General features: G+C 47.6%; 18 protein-coding genes. 15 read left to right on the forward strand and 3 right to left on the reverse strand.

What is annotated here, in order from left to right:
- From H9630_RS03080 to H9630_RS03140, 13 genes are all read left to right on the forward strand, one after another.
- Positions 1-1,278 (forward strand): dihydroorotase, encoded by a 1,278-nt coding sequence (locus tag H9630_RS03080; protein WP_191714011.1) that lies wholly within the window; start codon positions 1-3, stop codon positions 1,276-1,278.
- On the forward strand, positions 1,275-2,372 hold the full coding sequence (locus H9630_RS03085; RefSeq protein ID WP_191714012.1) for a carbamoyl phosphate synthase small subunit: 1,098 nt from the start codon (positions 1,275-1,277) through the stop codon (positions 2,370-2,372). Before H9630_RS03080 ends, H9630_RS03085 begins: the two co-directional genes overlap by 4 nt.
- Complete coding sequence (gene carB, locus H9630_RS03090; protein WP_191714013.1) at positions 2,365-5,553, forward strand: carbamoyl-phosphate synthase large subunit; 3,189 nt, start codon at positions 2,365-2,367, stop codon at positions 5,551-5,553. Before H9630_RS03085 ends, carB begins: the two co-directional genes overlap by 8 nt.
- Positions 5,550-6,317 (forward strand): dihydroorotate dehydrogenase electron transfer subunit, encoded by a 768-nt coding sequence (locus H9630_RS03095; RefSeq protein ID WP_191714014.1) that lies wholly within the window; start codon positions 5,550-5,552, stop codon positions 6,315-6,317. Before carB ends, H9630_RS03095 begins: the two co-directional genes overlap by 4 nt.
- On the forward strand, positions 6,314-7,228 hold the full coding sequence (locus H9630_RS03100; RefSeq protein ID WP_191714015.1) for a dihydroorotate dehydrogenase: 915 nt from the start codon (positions 6,314-6,316) through the stop codon (positions 7,226-7,228). Before H9630_RS03095 ends, H9630_RS03100 begins: the two co-directional genes overlap by 4 nt.
- Positions 7,225-7,914 carry an orotidine-5'-phosphate decarboxylase gene (pyrF, locus tag H9630_RS03105; protein WP_191714016.1) on the forward strand — a complete coding sequence of 230 codons (690 nt, stop codon included), beginning with the start codon at positions 7,225-7,227 and terminating at the stop codon, positions 7,912-7,914. The genes H9630_RS03100 and pyrF overlap by 4 nt, the downstream gene beginning before the upstream one ends.
- Positions 7,911-8,534: an orotate phosphoribosyltransferase gene (pyrE, locus tag H9630_RS03110; protein WP_225218326.1), complete on the forward strand. Its 624-nt coding sequence runs from the start codon at positions 7,911-7,913 to the stop codon at positions 8,532-8,534. The genes pyrF and pyrE overlap by 4 nt, the downstream gene beginning before the upstream one ends.
- Before the next feature lie 157 nt (positions 8,535-8,691).
- Positions 8,692-9,036 (forward strand): PadR family transcriptional regulator, encoded by a 345-nt coding sequence (locus H9630_RS03115; RefSeq protein WP_191714018.1) that lies wholly within the window; start codon positions 8,692-8,694, stop codon positions 9,034-9,036.
- Positions 9,020-9,694 carry a DUF1129 family protein gene (locus H9630_RS03120; protein WP_191714019.1) on the forward strand — a complete coding sequence of 225 codons (675 nt, stop codon included), beginning with the start codon at positions 9,020-9,022 and terminating at the stop codon, positions 9,692-9,694. The genes H9630_RS03115 and H9630_RS03120 overlap by 17 nt, the downstream gene beginning before the upstream one ends.
- Positions 9,695-9,779: 85 nt before the next feature.
- Complete coding sequence (locus H9630_RS03125; RefSeq protein WP_191714020.1) at positions 9,780-11,117, forward strand: D-serine ammonia-lyase; 1,338 nt, start codon at positions 9,780-9,782, stop codon at positions 11,115-11,117.
- 6 nt (positions 11,118-11,123) lie between these two features.
- The gene (locus tag H9630_RS03130) at positions 11,124-11,414 is read left to right on the forward strand and encodes a hypothetical protein (protein ID WP_191714493.1); all 291 of its coding nucleotides are present in this window, start codon (positions 11,124-11,126) and stop codon (positions 11,412-11,414) included.
- On the forward strand, positions 11,411-11,695 hold the full coding sequence (locus tag H9630_RS03135) for a TIGR04104 family putative zinc finger protein (RefSeq protein ID WP_225218328.1): 285 nt from the start codon (positions 11,411-11,413) through the stop codon (positions 11,693-11,695). The genes H9630_RS03130 and H9630_RS03135 overlap by 4 nt, the downstream gene beginning before the upstream one ends.
- Positions 11,696-11,793: 98 nt before the next feature.
- On the forward strand, positions 11,794-12,204 hold the full coding sequence (locus H9630_RS03140; protein WP_191714021.1) for a VOC family protein: 411 nt from the start codon (positions 11,794-11,796) through the stop codon (positions 12,202-12,204).
- A gap of 40 nt (positions 12,205-12,244) precedes the next feature.
- On the opposite strand, the gene H9630_RS03145 is transcribed toward H9630_RS03140, so the two are convergent.
- The 3 genes from H9630_RS03145 to H9630_RS03155 form a co-directional block, all read right to left on the reverse strand.
- Complete coding sequence (locus H9630_RS03145) at positions 12,245-12,925, reverse strand: amino acid ABC transporter permease (RefSeq protein ID WP_225218383.1); 681 nt, start codon at positions 12,923-12,925, stop codon at positions 12,245-12,247.
- A 12-nt stretch (positions 12,926-12,937) separates the two neighbouring features.
- On the reverse strand, positions 12,938-13,726 hold the full coding sequence (locus H9630_RS03150) for a transporter substrate-binding domain-containing protein (protein WP_191714495.1): 789 nt from the start codon (positions 13,724-13,726) through the stop codon (positions 12,938-12,940).
- Between the two features lie 386 nt (positions 13,727-14,112).
- On the reverse strand, positions 14,113-15,777 hold the full coding sequence (locus H9630_RS03155) for an Rqc2 family fibronectin-binding protein (protein WP_191714023.1): 1,665 nt from the start codon (positions 15,775-15,777) through the stop codon (positions 14,113-14,115).
- Positions 15,778-16,040: 263 nt separating this feature from the next.
- Between H9630_RS03155 and gmk the strand changes: the two genes are divergently transcribed.
- The gene (gmk, locus tag H9630_RS03160) at positions 16,041-16,661 is read left to right on the forward strand and encodes a guanylate kinase (RefSeq protein WP_191714024.1); all 621 of its coding nucleotides are present in this window, start codon (positions 16,041-16,043) and stop codon (positions 16,659-16,661) included.
- Entirely contained in the window at positions 16,661-16,885 is a 225-nt protein-coding gene (gene rpoZ / locus H9630_RS03165) for a DNA-directed RNA polymerase subunit omega (protein WP_142826599.1), read from the forward strand. The genes gmk and rpoZ overlap by 1 nt, the downstream gene beginning before the upstream one ends.
- Position 16,886: the final 1 nt, after the last annotated feature.

Consider the following 16,886-nt stretch of genomic DNA (forward strand, 5'->3'; position numbering starts at 1 on the left):
TTGAATTTATTCATTAAAAACGTAAACATGCTGCAAAATGGAGAATTGGCACCAACGAATGTCCGCATCACAGATGGCAAGATTGATGAAATCGGCCAAGAGTTATCAGCGGAAAACGAGAAAGAAATTGACGGCAAAGGCCGGATGATCGCACCAGGATTTGTTGATGTCCACGTGCATTTGCGTGAACCGGGCGGTGAGCAGAAAGAAACGATCGAAAGCGGGACGAAGTCAGCAGCTAAAGGCGGATTCACAACCATTTGCGCCATGCCGAATACACGCCCTGTACCCGATACGAAAGAAAATCTGCAGCTGGTCAACGGATTGATCGAGAAAAATGCGCTTATCCGGGTTTTGCCGTACGCCTCAATCACGATCAGGGAAGCCGGAAAAGAACGCACGAACTTGCAGGAACTCAAGGAAAACGGCGCATTCGCTTTCACTGATGACGGCGTCGGCATACAGCAGGCAGGAATGATGTATGAAACGATGCAGGATGCAGCGAAAATCGATATGGCAGTCGTGGCCCATTGTGAAGACAATAGCCTGATTTACGACGGTGTCATGCACGAAGGCAAGCGCAGCAAAGAGTTGGGGTTGAAGGGCATACCGTCGATTGCGGAATCGGTGCATATCGCACGCGACATCCTTCTTGCGGAAGCAGCAGGCGCACATTATCATGTCTGCCACGTCAGTACGAAAGAATCGGTCCGCGTCATCCGTGATGCCAAACGGGCAGGGGTCCGCGTCACAGCTGAAGTGACACCGCACCACTTGTTGTTGACAGAAGATGACATTCCTTCAGACGACGCGAATTACAAGATGAACCCACCGCTCCGCGCGAAGGAAGATTGGCAGGCATTGCACGAAGGCTTGCTTGACGGGACGCTCGACTTTATTGCGACAGACCATGCACCGCATACAACCGCAGAGAAAACCAATGGCATGAACGGATCGATGTTCGGCATCGTGGGATTTGAAACGGCATTTCCATTGCTCTACAGCAAGTTTGTCAAAACAGGCACATGGACGCTGCAGCAATTGATCGACTGGCTGACCATCAAGCCGAGTGAAACTTTCCAGTTGCCGTATGGCAGCATGGAACCCGGACAAACGGCAGACTTGGTACTGCTGGATTTGGAAAAAGAGCAGGCGATTCAGGCAGATGCCTTTCTATCAAAAGGCAGAAATACACCATTTGACGGCTGGAATTGTACAGGCTGGCCGGTAATGACCATTTTTGGCGGAGAAATCGTATGGCAGGAGGAGACAAATTGATGAAACGTTATTTGATCTTAGAAGACGGTACGGTATTTGAAGGAACAGCATTCGGGGGCGAGGGCGCTTCAGTAGGGGAAATCGTTTTTAATACCAGCATGACCGGCTATCAGGAAATCTTGTCAGATCCTTCTTATTGCGGACAAATCGTCACTATGACTTACCCGCTGATCGGCAATTACGGCATCAACAGCGATGATTTCGAATCGATCGAACCGGCAGTCAAAGGAATGGTTGTCCGTGAAATCGCTGAGTTCCCATCCAATTTCAGAAATAACGCAACGCTGGATGAATTATTCAAAATTAAAGACATTCCCGGAATTTCAGGAATTGATACACGGAAATTGACGCGTCTGATCCGCTCGAAAGGTTCCATTAAAGGCGTATTGACTGCAGCAGGTGAAGACGTTCAAGTTGAAGAAGTGGTCAAGACCCTTCAAGCGACCGTTTTGCCAAGCAATCAAGTGTCACAAGTTTCAACAGCACGCCCTTATCCAAGCCCGGGACGCGGCAAACGAGTGGTGCTGATCGATTATGGCATGAAGCATGGCATCCTGCGCGAGCTTAACAACCGTGACTGCGACGTCATCGTCGTGCCGTACAATACTTCCTCAAAAGAAATTCTGGCATGGGGACCGGACGGCGTCATGCTGTCGAATGGCCCGGGAGATCCAAAAGACGTGGAAGAATGCGTAGAAGTGGTGCGCGAGCTGCTTGGAGAAGTTCCGATTTTCGGCATTTGCCTGGGGCATCAATTGTTCGCGAGAGCCTGCGGAGCGGATACGTTTAAACTGAAGTTCGGCCACCGGGGAGGCAACCATCCGGTACGCGATCTGGTCACCGGTAAAATTGAAATCACTTCCCAAAACCATGGTTACGCTGTGAATGAAGAAACGCTGCAAGGCACACGGTTGAAAGTGACGCACAGCGCATTGAACGACGGAACGAATGAAGGGCTGGCACATCTGGACTATCCCGCATTCACTGTCCAGTACCATCCGGAATCCTCACCGGGACCGGAAGACTCGAACTACTTATTCGACCGCTTTATTGATGTTATGAACGCAACTCGAAAGGAGCAACAACATGCCTAAAAGACAAGATATTCAAAGTATACTCGTAATCGGATCCGGACCAATCGTCATCGGACAAGCAGCAGAGTTCGACTATGCAGGAACACAGGCTTGCCTAGCTTTGAAAGAAGAAGGCTACCGCGTCATCCTGATCAACTCGAATCCGGCGACCATCATGACGGATACCGAAATTGCAGATAAAGTCTATATCGAACCGATCACCCTGGAGTTCGTCAGCCGCATTCTGCGCAAAGAGCGCCCTGATGCCTTGCTTCCGACACTGGGCGGCCAGACGGGGCTGAACATGGCGATTGAGCTCGACGAGTCAGGAATTTTGGACGAATTGAATATCGAAATCTTGGGCACTAAGCTCGAAGCGATCCATAAAGCGGAAGACCGCGATTTGTTCAGAACTTTGATGAACGAACTTGGTGAACCGGTTCCGGATTCAGACATCATCCACAACATGGCAGAAGCTGAAAACTTTGTCGCACGTGTCGGTTACCCGGTCATCGTCCGTCCGGCCTTCACATTAGGCGGTACTGGCGGAGGCATTTGCCACGATTACGAACAGCTTCAGGAAATCGTCGCCAGCGGTTTGAAATACAGTCCGGTTACGCAATGTTTGCTGGAAAAATCAATCGCCGGCTTCAAGGAAATTGAATATGAAGTGATGCGGGATAAAAACGATACGGCGATAGTTGTCTGCAACATGGAGAACATCGATCCAGTCGGAATCCATACAGGCGATTCGATTGTGGTGGCACCAAGCCAGACTTTATCGGACCGCGAATACCAGATGCTGCGCAACGTGTCGCTGAAGATTATCCGCGCGTTGAAAATCGAAGGCGGCTGCAACGTGCAGCTGGCACTCGACCCATTCAGCTTTAATTACTACATCATTGAAGTAAACCCGCGTGTCAGCCGGTCTTCAGCTCTGGCTTCAAAAGCGACCGGTTACCCGATCGCCAAACTGGCTGCCAAAATCGCAGTCGGCCTGACCTTGGATGAAATGATGAACCCGGTCACGGGCCGGACCTATGCTGCATTCGAACCTGCACTGGATTACGTCGTAACAAAGATTCCGCGCTGGCCTTTCGATAAGTTCGAAGCAGCAAAACGCAATCTGGGTACACAGATGAAAGCGACAGGCGAAGTGATGGCGATGGGCCGCACTTTTGAAGAGTCCATCTTGAAAGCGGTCCGGTCATTGGAGACAGGGCAATTCCATCTGGAGCTGAAAAATGCGGATGCCATGAGCGATGAGTGGATACAAAAACGCATCTGCCGTGCGGGAGATGAGCGTTTGTTCTTTATCGGAGAAGCGCTGCGCCGAGGCGTGACGATTGAAACCATCAACGAATGGAGCCAAATCGATCTATTCTTCTTGAAAAAGTTCGAGAACATCGTCAAATACGAAAATGTACTGAAAAACGCCGCTTTCGACTACGATACTGCCAAGCGTGCGAAACGCCTTGGCTTTGCTGACCGGACAATCGCCAAACTATGGAATACGACGGAACAGCAAGTGTACAACTGGCGCAAAGAAAATAACTTAATGCCGGTCTATAAGATGGTCGATACATGCGCGGCAGAGTTCGAATCCGAAACGCCTTATTTCTACGGCACGTATGAAGATGAAAACGAATCAGTGAAAACGGACAAAGAATCGGTCATTGTTCTCGGTTCAGGACCGATCCGCATCGGACAAGGAGTCGAATTCGACTACGCAACCGTGCATTCTGTCTGGGCAATTAAAGAAGCAGGCTATGAAGCGATCATCGTCAACAACAACCCGGAAACCGTTTCAACGGATTTCTCGATTTCAGACAAACTCTATTTCGAACCGTTGACGATCGAAGATGTCATGCACATCGTCGACTTGGAGCAGCCGAAAGGCGTCGTCGTCCAATTCGGCGGACAGACAGCTATCAACTTGGCCGAGAAGCTGGAACAGAATGGTGTTACCATTTTGGGTACATCACTGGAAGATACAGACCGTGCAGAAAACCGCAATAAATTCGAAGCGGCCCTTCACGAAATCGGCATTCCACAGCCATTAGGCAAAACGGCTGTCAACGCAGAAGAAGCGATCATCATTGCAGCAGACATCGGCTATCCGGTCTTGGTCCGCCCATCGTATGTACTCGGCGGACGCGCAATGGAAATCGTCTACAACGAGGAAGACCTGAAGCATTATATGGAACATGCCGTAGAAGCAAGCCCGGAACATCCGGTCTTGGTCGACCGTTACCTGACAGGTATTGAAATCGAAGTGGATGCCATCTCGGATGGAGAAAACGTCCTGATTCCAGGCATCATGGAGCATATCGAACGTGCAGGCGTCCATTCAGGGGACTCGATTGCGGTTTATCCAACTCAAAACATTTCAGCAGAATTATTGGACACGCTGGTCGACTATACGACGCGCCTTGCAAAAGGGCTGAACATCGTCGGGTTGCTGAATATTCAATATGTCATTTCCAAAGGTGAAGTGTACGTAATCGAAGTCAACCCGCGCTCAAGCCGGACGGTTCCGTTCATGAGCAAAATCACATCGATCCCGATGGCCAATATCGCGACAAAAGCGATTTTAGGGCAAAGCATCGTCGATCAAGGCTTTACGCCTGGGCTTGCACCGATTTCAAAAGGCGTCTTCGTCAAAGTCCCTGTCTTCTCATTTGCCAAGCTCCGCCGTGTCGACATCACACTTGGGCCGGAAATGAAATCGACAGGAGAAGTCATGGGCAAAGACATAACCCTTGAAAAAGCCTTGTACAAAGGCTTGGCAGCAGCCGGCATGGAAGTCAAAGACCATGGCACTGTGCTGTTGACGGTGGCAGATAAAGACAAAGAAGAAGCGGTTGGGTTGGCAAAACGCTTTAAAGCGATCGGCTACCAGATCATGGCGACCGGCGGCACAGCGAAAGCTTTCGAAGAAGCAGGCATTGTTGTTGCGCCTATCGGAAAAATCGGATCAGAAGGCAAGACCTTACTGGACGTCATCCAAAACGGCGACACGCAAATTGTCATCAACACGTTGACAAAAGGCAAACAGCCCCAGCGTGACGGTTTCCGCATCCGCCGCGAATCTGTCGAAAACGGCATTCCGTGCCTGACTTCGCTGGATACAGCAGAAGCGATGCTGCGTGTCATCGAATCAATGACTTTCTCTGCGGAGGAAATGGGTGCAGGCGTATGATCAAACAAGAGCGCATGCAGGTCGTCAAACAGCAGGAAATCGCCAAGCATATCTTTGAATTGACGGTACAAGGCGAGCTGGCCAATGAAATGGCAGAGCCTGGACAATTTGTCCATATCCGTGTTGCAGACAGCTTTGAACCGCTGCTGCGCCGGCCGATTTCTGTAGCGTCGATTGATATGGAAGCTTCCCAATTCACCATGATTTATCGGGCTGAAGGCCGCGGCACAGGGTTGCTTTCGGAAAAGAAGGCGGGGGATCTATTGGATATCCTAGGTCCGCTTGGACACGGATTTCCAGTGGAAGAAGCACAGAAAAAAGCATATTTGATTGGCGGGGGCATTGGTGTGCCTCCTTTATATGAACTCGCTAAGCAATTAAATGAACGGGGCATTGAAACTGTCCATATTCTCGGATTCGAAAGCAAGCAGGCTGTGTTTTACGAAGACAAGTTCCGCGAACTTGGCGACACGCATATTGCTACAGTCGACGGCTCTCATGGCACCCAAGGGTTTGTTACGCATATTCTCAATGAACTCCCAAGTGATTTTGATACGTATTACAGCTGCGGACCGACGGCAATGTTAGAAGCGGTGCAATGGGCGTATCCGCAGAAAAAAGGCTTCTTGTCTTATGAACAGCGAATGGGCTGCGGCATCGGGGCATGTTTTGCCTGCGTCTGCCGCACAACGAAAAGCGAAACGGATTACATCAAAGTATGTTCAGATGGACCGGTATTTCCAGCAGGAGTGGTGATTTCATGACAGACTTAACAGTTGAACTTCCAGGACTCGATTTAAAAAATCCGATCATGCCGGCATCCGGCTGCTTCGGTTTCGGTAAAGAATATGCTCAGCTGTATGACTTGTCACAGCTTGGCGCCATCATGATCAAAGCGACGACAGTTGAAACGCGGCTGGGAAATCCGACGCCGCGCGTTGCGGAAACGGCATCCGGCATGTTGAATGCCATCGGACTGCAAAATCCCGGACTTGAAAAAGTAGCGGGCCAGGAACTGCCTTGGTTAGAACAATACGATGTGCCGATCATCGCGAACGTGGCTGGCACGACGACTGAAGATTATGTGGAAGTCGCGAAAGCCATTTCGGAGGCGCCGAATGTCCATGCACTGGAAATCAATATTTCCTGCCCGAACGTCAAACTCGGCGGCATCACTTTTGGAACAGACCCGGATGTAGCCCGCGAACTGACGCGTGCAGTGAAAGAAGTTTCTTCCGTGCCTGTCTATATCAAATTATCGCCGAATGTCACGGATATCGTGTCGATCGCCAAAGCGGTCGAAGAAGGTGGAGCGGATGGCATCACCATGATCAATACCTTGCTCGGCATGCGCATGGACACCAAAACGGGACGCCCGATCATCGCCAACATCACGGGTGGCTTATCGGGTCCTGCCATCAAGCCGGTAGCGCTGCGGATGGTCTACGAAGTCAGCAAGCATACCAAGCTGCCGATCATCGGCATGGGAGGCGTCACCAATGTGGATGATGTCATCGACTTCTTGTCGGCTGGTGCCAGTGCAGTGGCTGTAGGAACAGCCAACTTCGTCAATCCTTTTGTGTGTCCCGAAATCATCGGGCAGTTGCCGGAACGCTTGCATGAACTTGGATTTGATTCAGTAAAAGAACTTGTCGGAAGGAGCCACCGTCTGTGAATAAACCCATCATCGCTTTAGACTTTGCATCGAAGGAACAAGTAGAGGAACTGCTGTCGCAGTTTTCCGAGCCGCTTTTTGTGAAAGTGGGCATGGAGCTTTATTTCCAGGAAGGACCGGATCTCATTCGTTACATCAAGTCACAGGGCCATGACATTTTTCTGGACCTGAAACTGCACGATATTCCGAATACCGTGGAATCCGCTATGCGGGGCTTGGCCAAACTGGGTGTGGACATGGTCAATGTCCATGCAGCAGGTGGGCTGGAAATGATGAAGGCAGCGAAACGCGGATTAGCAGGCAGCAGCACAAAACTCATTGCCGTCACGCAATTGACTTCGACGAGCGAAGAAGAGATGCATGAAGATCAGCTTGTCTATGTCAGTCTCGAAGAATCGGTGCTGCATTATGCAAAGCGGGCGCTGCAGGCAGAATTGGATGGAGTGGTTTGTTCTGTACTTGAAGCAGAAGCCATTACAAAAGTCTGCGGCCCGGATTTCCTCCTGGTGACACCGGGAATACGGCCGGCATCGGTTTCAGCCGATGATCAAAAACGGGTGGCGACACCTGCTGAGGCTCGTATAAAAGGCTCTACTCACATTGTGGTGGGAAGAGCCATCACGAAGTCGGAAAATCCGGCGAAAAGCTATGGACAAATTGTAGCAGAATGGAGTGGACGATCTTGAAAAACGAAATTGCAAACCATTTATTATCCATCGGAGCGGTTGAATTGCGTCCGCAAGATCCTTTTACATGGGCATCAGGCGTTAAATCACCGATTTATTGTGACAACCGTTTGACCATGTCATACCCGGCTGTGCGCAAAGACATTGCGGCTGGATTAGCGGAGACCATCAAACAGTATTATCCGGAATGCCAAGTGGTTGCCGGAACAGCGACAGCGGGCATTCCACATGCAGCCTGGGTCAGCGATCTGCTTGAACTTCCGATGGTTTATGTCCGTTCTAAAGCAAAAGAGCATGGCCAAACGAACATGATCGAAGGCAAAGTCGAACCCGGACAAAAAGTGGTGGTTGTGGAAGATCTCATCTCCAAAGGCGGTTCAGTACTTCAGGCAGCGCAGGCATTGGAAGCAGCAGGCTTTGAAGTGCTTGGCATCGTGGCCATCTTCACTTATGATTTGCCGCAGTCAATCGAAGCAATCACCGGCGCAGGCTATACGTTCCATACGCTGACGGATTTCTCTGCACTGGTCGAACAGGCGTTAAATACAGGCGCCATTCGCGAAGAAGACATGCCGATGCTTGCCGATTGGCACGAGAAATTAAAAACAGGTACATTATAGAGTCGGCCATTTGGCCGACTTTTTCTATTACTCTCTATAAAGAGGTTGACAAGAAAGAATTGATTGAATACAATGAAAACAACTAATTGGTAATGCAAGGTAGTTATTTTTTTGGCTAGCTATCTTGTATCACCAAGTACCTTGAGGGGGAACAGACATGGCTCTCAGAAGCCAATTGTTGAAAGGGGTATTGGACGCTTGTGTCATGGCGGTTGTGGAAGAGCAACCCGTTTATGGCTATGAGCTGTCACAGAAACTTCAAGCAATCGGTCTGCCGGATATCAGTGATGGCACCATATACCCAGTGTTGCTGAGGCTTCAGAAAAATGGTTTTATCCGCGGGGAGATGAGGCCATCTGCATCAGGGCCTAACCGCAAGTATTATTTTTTGACCGATCAAGGACAAGCAGAGCTGGAACAGATTGCTGCTGAATGGCTGGAAATCGCCAAACCGGTCAGCCAATTATTGAAAAGGGGTGGAGGATATGAGAAAGACAGATGAACTGATCGAAGAAAACAATCACAAAAGGGAATTGCTGAACGTTGAAAACGAAAAAGTATACGAAGATTTACTTTTGTATTTAAGAACCGATCTTCGGATTGATGAACACGCAGGGGAAGAGATACTTATGGATCTGCTGGACCATTTGGTGGAAGCACAAGAAGATGGCAAGTCTGCAAAAGAGTTGTTCGGAGAATCGCCTCAGAAATATGCGGACGAACTGATTGAAAATTTACCAAGCCAAAAGAGAAGGAATGTTTTTTTGTTCAGCGCTTCACAGGTTCTCGGCTTAACGGGTTGGTTTGCAGCTAGCTTTGGGATGATTAGCCTGATCGTGTCGTTTTTCCGTCCGGTGGATAACAGCATTGCCCTTGGCAGCTTATTGCTCATGCTGCTGTCTGTGATGCTAGTGGCATTCGTGGGTGTTTCGGTGATATTTAAAATTATCCGTTCCTCGGTATTTCAAGCAGAGAAAAAGAAGTGGCAAGCTTATGTAAAAGCCGGATTATATGGCGCTGCGGCTTTCGCGTGTGTAGTCTTGATAGCATGGCTATTCCAGGATTTTGGACCAGTCATCAAATTAGAATGGTGGCTTTTCCTACTGATCGGTTTAGTTTTTCTGGCGTTCAGCAAACTGATGTACAAGTGGTCTGAATAGAATTTTCTCCAGGGAAACTGAAATTTTCATGTTCGTCCTGTATGATGAAACTAACAGAAAGAATGACTGAGGGGAGATTTGTAAGATGGACATGGAACAACAGGAATTAAACTGCTGGATCGAAAAGTATCCATTGCTGAAGAATATCATCAATTTGCAACCGGTCGTCTGGCAAAATCCGAAAATGAAAAAAATCGGTGAAATGACGCTTCCAATCGGCCTTCGGGAGATGGAACAGGCAGAACAGCTGTGGCAGCGTTTTGCTCCATATTTGTCAGCAGAATTTCAGGATACCTCAGCAGCAGGCGGGATTGTGGAATCGCCTCTGCGCGAAATTCCATCCATGAAAGAGCGGCTCAGTGTACATTACGATGGAGATATAGGAGGCAAGCTGTTTCTTAAATGTGATAACGAATTGCCGATAGCGGGATCGATTAAAGCGCGCGGCGGTGTTTATGAAGTGCTGCATCATGCAGAAAAATTGGCCATGGATGCCGGCTTGCTGAACGTCGACGAATCTTACGGACAATTCTCATCCGAACGGTTCAAACAGTTTTTCAGCCAGTACTCCATTGGCGTAGGTTCGACGGGAAATCTTGGCCTAAGCATAGGCATCATCAGTGCCAAACTCGGTTTTCAGGTATCTGTTTATATGTCTTCAGACGCGAAACAATGGAAAAAAGACCTGCTGCGTGAAAAAGGGGCAACAGTAGTGGAATTTGAAGGAGATTTCAGCGAAGCGATATTGGCTGGCCGAAAGCAGACACTGGCTAAGCCGGATGCTTATTTTGTCGATGACGAAAAATCTAAACATTTGTTTCTGGGCTATAGCGTCGCTGCTTTCCGCCTCAAAAAGCAATTGGAAGACTTAGGCATACCAGTGGATGCCGAGCATCCGCTGTTTGTCTATCTGCCGTGCGGAGTGGGAGGCGCTCCTGGAGGCATTGCATTCGGACTGAAGCAGGTGTTTGGCGATGCGGTCCATTGCTTCTTTGTGGAACCGACGCATTCGCCTGCAGTGCTGATCGGTTTGATGACCGGTGAAAAAGACAAAGTCAGCGTCCAGGATTTCGGCATCGACAACGTGACTGAAGGGGACGGATTGGCTGTTGGCAGACCGTCAAGTTTCGCTTCAGGAATCAGTGAACAAACAGTCAGTGGCATCTATACAATTGAAGATCCGGAACTGTTTAAATTATTGGCGCTGTTGGCCGATAGCGAAACGATTTTTGTTGAGCCATCGGCCACAGCCGGATTGCTGGGGCCGGTGAAAATACAGGCAACCGATTATGCCGAAACAAATCAGCTGCAGATGGCTGCGGCTAGTCATATCGTCTGGTCGACTGGAGGCGCCTTGGTGCCGAAAGAAGAAATGGAAGGGTTTTACCAACGCGGAAAAACCTATTTGGGAGGTGCTGAATAAATGGATTTGTCATGGATTATGATTATTATTGGGGCTGTTCTTGTATTGGTCTATATCTTTTATAATGCCACGGAACAGCGGATTAAAGCCTTGGAAACCAGAGTCAGGCATATGGAGAAACTTCTCCAGAAATCCTCGCAAGGTGAAACGTTTACAGAACCTGAAATCAATAAAGAACTCCGGCGACTGCTGCAGCAAGGGAAAAAAGTCGAAGCCGTCAAACGAACCAGACAGGAATTCGGCTGGTCACTGTTGGAAGCGAAACAATATGTAGATGGGCTGAAGGGTGGAGAATGATGCAGCGATGTGAAATCTGCCAGACTTCATTTACTTGGAAACAAGTCAGCAAGTCTCTTTGGCTGGCCTATAAACCGATTGCCTGCCCGGCTTGCGGCAAGCTCTATAAAGTCCAATTCCTTTCAAGGATTTTGGCATCGGTTTTGCTAGTTGGACCAATCTTCGCTTTCAGCTCCTTTGCCTATCCAATTAGCACATATGCATTAATTTTTAGCGTCTTGGTCTTGTTTCCGGTTATTTCTCTCTTGCTGCCTTATATATTGCGATACCGCCTGGCTTAAAAGATCCTTTTAAAGGATCTTTTTTTTATTGGGCAGGAGATTTTGTTCTAACAGAGAATAATGCAGATAACAAAAAAACAGGAAAGGAGGGGAGAAAAATGAGTGTCCAATCCAAGCATATTTTTGTCAACTTGCCGGTAAAAAATTTAGATCGGTCCAAAGCATTTTTCGAAGAAATGGGCTTTGGGTTTGATGAAGAGATGACAGATGAAAAAGGAGCCTGCATGATTATCGGGCCATCGATTTACGGGATGCTGCTGACTGAAGAGTTTTTCAAGAGTTTTTCAAAAAGAGAAATTGCGGATACCTCGAACAGTGCGGAAGTGATCACAGCTATTTCTGCAACCAGCAAAGATGAAGTGGATAGCCTGGTCAATGCTGCTTTCGCAGCAGGAGCTCAACGAGCCGGTGAAAAAATGGATGATGAATATATGTATCTCAAGAGTTTCAAGGACCTGGACGGGCATATGTGGGAAGTCCTCTATATGACTGAGGAAGAAACAAAATAAAGTAAAAAAAAGCATCTCGGAGAAAAATCTCCGGATGCTTTTAAAGGTAGTCCGCATAACGCTTTTCAAGGTAGTTCTGCAAAATGGTCATCGCTGAACAGATCGCCCAGTAGATCAACGCCACCAAAATCAACATGGTCAATAAATCATATTCACGGGCGCCGACGATCCGCGCTTTCTGAAAAATCTCCGGAACGGTAATCATGGCAGCCAATGAAGAGGCTTTGATCAAATCCAAGTAGACATTCGATAAAGGCGGGACCGCAATCCGCACTGATTGCGGCAAAATGATCCGGCGCATCGATTGCCAATAGGTCAAGCCGAGTGCAGTGGATGATTCCCATTGCCCTTTATCGACTGAGGCAAGAGATGAACGGAATACTTCAGCGATATAAGCGGCACTGTTGATGGTGAATCCGATCAAGGCGGCCTGTACGGCTGAAAATTCAATGCCGATGACCGGCAGGGCGAAATACAGCAAGAACAGGATCACCAGAATTGGAACACCTCGCATAAAGGAAATATACAGGCGTGCAGGAAATTGCAGAATCTGTAACCGCGATGTACGGGCGAGTGCCAGGAAAAAGCCGATGAATATGCCAAGAACCATACTGACTACGGAAATCAATAAGGTATAGCCGATTCCTTCCAGTACGTAGGGAAGGGATTCGATCGCCAATGCCGGGTCAAACAGCAATCCCCATTCGATATCATTCATCAGACAACCTCCTGCTTAATTTTCTTCAATGTCCGGTTTGACAGAGACATCCGCACCGCCGAAAAATTCTGCAGAGATTTCAGTGATCGTGCCGTCTGCAAGCATCTCTTCCAATGCTTTATTGACGTTATCGGCCAATTCGGTATTGTCTTTGTTCATAACGAGCCCAACTTCTGACGGAGCATATTTGATGTCAGGGTGAATGGTGATATTCAAGTCAGGAAAAGCTGCGACACCGAATGTGGATAGATAATAATCGTTCAGGATAACATCGGTACGGCCGATTGAAACATCGCGCAAATACACTTCGTTTGTGGCGTTGTCATAAGTTACTTCTTCTGCGCCGTATTCACGTGCAATTTCCATATAGATTGACGTAGAAGCACCTGCTGCTTTTTTCCCAGGAAGGTCTTCCAAACTTGCGATGCCGGACAAATCATCTTTTCTCACAACCGCAGTCCCATAGGAATGCTTGATCGGAGTCGAGAAGATAAACTCTTCCGCACGGTCTTCAGTGATTTCAATATCATTGGCTGCAATGTCAATTTGCCCTGTATTGACACTTGTCAGCATTTCATCAAATCCGATTTCAGTGAACTCAATATCAAGATCCAAACGTTCCCCAAGTTCCCGGACAACTTCCACTTCAAAACCCGTCAGTTCATCCGTCTCCGCGTCATGAAAAGATGTGGCCAATAGCGTCCCGGAAGTCGCAACAGTCAATGTTCCTTGTTCCTGAATTTCATCCCACGCGGTTTTCTTTTCTTCAGTTTGTGTTTCGTCATTGCCACAGCCTGTCAGCATAGCTACAGCAATGGCACTTGCAGCAAAAAATAAATTTCTCTTAGTTGAGTATGTATACACGTGTAAAGCCCCCTTAAATTTTCAATCCTTTATGAACATAGCATTTAAGTCTGGCCAGGGCAACGGGTTATGCTTAATATGTGTGAAAACTCTTTCGGTTTAACATATTAATGTTATGTAAACTAAATGAGTGCAGTCATTACGCTTTCAATTTCGCAGTAAATAAACTTGTTAACATGATGTCTAAGAGTGATGAAGGAGTAAACAGACTGCTTGGATAAATAGGTCAATTCTCTCCAATAAACTGTGGAATTCCATGTTAATTGCAGTTCACTGATTAACTTCAATAAAAAACCGGAAAGCATAAAGCTTTCCGGCATCCTAACTTATTTTTTCAATTTAATGACCAGTTCTTCATCTGGCGTGACGAATACGGTTTTCTGTTCAAAATAAATGACGAATCCAGGTTTTGAGCCATTCGGCTTTTTCACTTGGCGGACTTCAGTGTAATCGACCGGTACAGAAGAAGATTCACGTGCTTTGCTGAAGTAAGCAGCAATCGTAGCAGCTTCGAGTATAGTCGTTTCATCGGGATTGCTGTCATGGATGATGACGTGTGAACCCGGAATGTCTTTTGTATGAAGCCATGTATCGGATTTGGAAGCTACTTTGAATGTCACGTAATCGTTTTGCTTGTTGTTTTTGCCGACAGAGATTGGCGTTCCGCTAGAAGAAACATAGGCTTCTACAGAAGGCTTGGTCGGTTTTTTCTTTTTCTTTGATTTTTGAGCCTTCATAAACCCTTGCTCAGCGAGTTCTTCACGGATTTCTTCGATATCGGAAATGCCGGCTTGTTGGACTTGAGACATCAAGGTCTCGAAATACTCGATATCCTCTGTCGTTTTGTCGATTTGTTCCTGGGTTTTGACGACGGCTGTTTTCGCTTTCTGGTAGCGTGAATAATAACGCTGGGAATTGTCGATCGGCGTTTTCCGCGGATCCAACGTGATGGTGACTTTTTCATCGTTGTAATAATTGTCGACTTCGATTTCCTTCATGCCTTTGGTGATGCGGTGAAGGTTGGCCATGATCAATTCGCCATTTAATTGAAGCGTTTCACGTTTTTCAGCTTGGTCCTGTTCTTTTTTCAATTTCTTCAGCTTCAGTTTCAACTTGGAAATTTCATTTTGCAGCCATCTTTCCAGATCCCCGGCCTGCTGTTTAACACGGTCGCGTTCGGCTTTTGCGTAATACATCCGGTCAAGCAGTTCACCAAGTGTCGGGAATTCCAGTCCTTCTTCTTGGATATGGGTCAACGGAGTGGCAGAGAAAAAGCTTTTGCCGCCATGTTCGACATAATAGCCTTGTGGCTGCTGTTTCAGGAAATCTGCCAGAAATGCTTCAGCAATTGCCGCCTTCTTGTCGGAAGTTTCCAGACGAAATGCAAGTTCACGCGCATTTAATGGAGAAAATCCGGAAAATTGGCTGACGATTTCTGTTGGCTCTGTAACCGCCAATTCCTCGGCTGCTTCGAACGGATCTTTTTTCTCCTGGGATGGAGGGAAGATATAAGGCTGGCCGGGAAGAATGGTGCGAAAAGAGTTGACGCTTGGCGGCAAATGTTTCAAGCTGTCGAGAATCATCGTACGCTCCGCATCGATCAGGATGACGTTCGAATGCCGACCCATCATTTCGACGTGGAGTTCACGTTCGATGTCATCGCCGATTTCATTTTTTGCTTTGATCTTCAGCATGATCAGGCGGTCCATCCCGTATTGGGAGATTTCGGTGATGACGCCGCCTTCGATGTGCTTGCGAAGCAGCATGCAGAACATCGGCGGTTCAGAAGGGTTGATGTTTGCTGCGGCCGTCAAGTGAATCCGTGAATAGGACGGATGGATGGAAATCAACAATTTATGGTTCTTTCCTTGGGCACGTATATGTAGAAGCAGTTCAAGCTGGTTGGGCTGATGAACTTTTGAAATTCTGCCGGTGACGAGCTGTTGAAGTTCGCTTGTCATCGATTTTGTAAATAATCCATCAAATGCCATTAAATATCCCTCTTTCAAATCGTTTTGTTCCATCTTATCATTTTCTCGGTGTATTATGATATAATAAGACAGTTAGTTAGAAAACGAAGAATAAGGTTCAGCAGAAAATGTCCGTGAAACAATCTGTGAAAAGCAGGAGAATTCAGTTCGATTTGCTGGACGCGAAAATGGAACGGCACATCGGGTGATCCGGTAACGGCAGAGCAGGAACCTGTAGTTCTGGCGTTTGAAAGAAAATGATGACGAGGCAAGTGAGGGATAAAATGAGAAACCAACGTGGACTGCTGATAGTCCTATCAGGGCCTTCGGGTGTTGGAAAAGGCACCGTAAGAAAAGAGCTGTTCTCACAGCCGGATACAAATTATGAATACTCCATCTCGATGACGACCAGAGCGCCACGGGAAGGGGAAGTTGATGAAGTCGATTATTTCTTTAAAACACGCAGTGAGTTTGAGGAATTGATCGAGCAGGATCAACTGCTCGAATATGCAGAGTTTGTCGGAAATTACTATGGGACACCGCTTGAGTACGTCAACAAGATGCGCGATGCGGGCCGTGATGTATTTCTGGAAATCGAAGTACAGGGTGCTGCCCAGGTCCGTTCGAAAGTTCCGGATGGCCTGTTTATCTTTTTGGCGCCGCCGAGCCTGTCGGAACTTGAAGAACGGCTGGTCGGGCGTGGCACCGAATCGGATGACGTGATCGCTTCCCGCCTGCAAGCCGCGAGGCAAGAGTTGGAAATGATGAACTTGTACGATTATGTAGTCGAAAATGATGAAGTTGAAAATGCCTGTGACCGAATCAATGCCATCATTATTGCGGAGCATTGCAAACGTGAACGTGTTGAAAAACGATATTTTGATATGCTAAAGGAGAATGTCTGATGTTATACCCATCCGTTGATAAACTGAAAAGCCGAATTGATTCAAAATACTCGCTGGTTGCGCTTGCTTCTAAACGTGCACGCCAATTGCACGAACACGGTGATGAAAAATTGGATTCATATGTTTCTACTAAATCGGTCGGAAAAGCACTTGAAGAAGTAGCCGCCGGCGCTTTGACACAGGAAAAACAAGATGAATTTGCAGTATACGAAGACGAAATTTAAC

Origin of the sequence: Planococcus wigleyi, from assembly GCF_014836985.1 — a bacterium.
In the GTDB taxonomy this organism is placed as follows: Bacteria; Bacillota; Bacilli; order Bacillales_A; family Planococcaceae; genus Planococcus; species Planococcus notacanthi.